At 56.4% G+C, this 1,543-nt stretch carries 3 protein-coding genes; 1 reads left to right on the top strand and 2 read right to left on the bottom strand.

Going from position 1 to position 1,543, the window contains the following annotated elements:
• Window positions 1-49 precede the first annotated feature (49 nt).
• Window positions 50-232 carry a 50S ribosomal protein L32 gene (rpmF, locus tag F8N12_RS27500; protein WP_008152339.1) on the bottom strand — a complete coding sequence of 61 codons (183 nt, stop codon included), beginning with the start codon at window positions 230-232 and terminating at the stop codon, window positions 50-52.
• A gap of 13 nt (window positions 233-245) precedes the next feature.
• Entirely contained in the window at window positions 246-773 is a 528-nt protein-coding gene (locus F8N12_RS27505; protein ID WP_138964734.1) for a YceD family protein, read from the bottom strand.
• Between the two features lie 105 nt (window positions 774-878).
• On the opposite strand from F8N12_RS27505, the gene F8N12_RS27510 reads away from it, so the two are divergent.
• Window positions 879-1,457, top strand: a complete 579-nt coding sequence (locus tag F8N12_RS27510) for a Maf family protein (protein WP_191623120.1) — start codon at window positions 879-881, stop codon at window positions 1,455-1,457.
• The last annotated feature ends 86 nt before the right edge of the window (window positions 1,458-1,543 follow it).

The following is a 1,543-nucleotide window of genomic DNA, read 5'->3' on the forward strand; positions in this document are numbered from 1 at the left end:
GAAGTCCCCGCCCATTGCGTCAATCGCGATAACTTGAGCGGACAAGAAATTACTCGTCAGCGCCCTTGTCGATCACTTTACGGCCACGGTATACGCCTTCTGGCGATACGTGGTGACGCAGGTGAATTTCACCGGTGGTTTTTTCTACAGACAGAGTGCTTGCCGTCAGGGCGTCGTGCGAACGACGCATGTCACGGGCAGAGCGGGATTTTTTGTTCTGCTGAACAGCCATAATTGATTAACTCCTAAACGTTTGGGTCACGCTTTAACTGCGCCAATACACTGAACGGGTTGGACCGCGTTACCTCGTCCTCGCTCGGTTCGGGCTCATCGAGACCCGCCGGCTGCTGGCATTCTTCCGGATGATGAGCAGGCACAATGGGCAAGGCGAGCAAAAGCTCCTCCTCGATCAGTGACTGCAGATCCAAAGGATCTTCGCCCAGTTCCAGCACGTCATAACCTTTCGGCAACGACTGGGTATTCGCACCCTCCTTCACCACAACGTAACTGCATTCGCTGTGGATCGGCAGGGTGACCAGCTCAAGACAACGCTGGCAAACCATTTTGACTTCGGTGTCGATAAAGCTGTGAATAACCACAGATTTACGTTCATCTCGTTCAAAAACGAATTTGGCCTGCACCGTACCGACAGTGTCGGAAAGCGGGTCGCAGAGTCTCTCCAAATCGGCCAGCAGCAGTTCACCTTGAAGGGTGGTGCCACGGTCAGCCAATTTGCGCGGGTCAACGTGAGGTGGAATCGGGTCATTCAACATAGGCGCAGCATTATAGGGATGCACCCGGCCATGTCAAAGGAAATTCAGCCCTGTCCGTCACTCGCAAGCCTCGCTAGAATTCGCCCCCGCCCTTTGGAGATGCGCATGCTGCCTTTATTACTCGCTTCCAGCTCGGTCTATCGCCGGGAATTGCTGGCCCGCCTGCGATTGCCGTTCATCTGCAGTTCGCCGGACATCGATGAAAGTCACCGTCCGGACGAGTCTGCAACGGAACTGGTCAAGCGCCTGGCCAGGGAAAAAGCCGAAGCGCTGGGCAGCACTCACCCCGCCCACCTGATCATCGGTTCCGACCAGGTTGCAGTGCTCGGCGAGCGGATTATCGGTAAGCCTCATACATTCGAAAAGGCCCGCGAACAATTGCTGGCCTCCAGCGGCGCCAGCGTGACGTTCCTGACCGGACTGGCCCTGCTGAACAGTGAGACGGGCGCCTGCCAGGTCGACTGCGTACCGTTCACCGTGCACATGCGCACCTTGGACGTTGATCGCATAGAACGTTACCTGCTAGCCGAAGAGCCCTACGACTGCGCTGGCAGCTTTAAGGCTGAAGGGTTGGGGGTGAGCCTGTTTAAAAGCACTGAAGGCCCTGATGCCACTAGCCTGATCGGTCTGCCGCTGATTCGGCTGATTGATATGCTATCGGCTGAAGGCGTACCGATCCCTTGATCAGCACAATCCCCTAACACCACAACCCCGTAGCAGCTGGCGAAGCCTGCGTCCGACTGCGCAGCAGTCGTAAAATCAGCCTACTC

Origin of the sequence: Pseudomonas fluorescens (assembly GCF_902497625.1) — a bacterium.
Lineage (GTDB): Bacteria > Pseudomonadota > Gammaproteobacteria > Pseudomonadales > Pseudomonadaceae > Aquipseudomonas > Aquipseudomonas fluorescens_BQ.

Bases quoted from the DNA above. Each gene is read 5' to 3' on its own strand.
- rpmF (WP_008152339.1), bottom strand. From the start codon at position 232: ATGGCTGTTCAGCAGAACAAAAAATCCCGCTCTGCCCGTGACATGCGT.
- F8N12_RS27505 (WP_138964734.1), bottom strand. From the start codon at position 773: ATGTTGAATGACCCGATTCCACCTCACGTTGACCCGCGCAAATTGGCT.
- F8N12_RS27510 (WP_191623120.1), top strand. From the start codon at position 879: ATGCTGCCTTTATTACTCGCTTCCAGCTCGGTCTATCGCCGGGAATTG.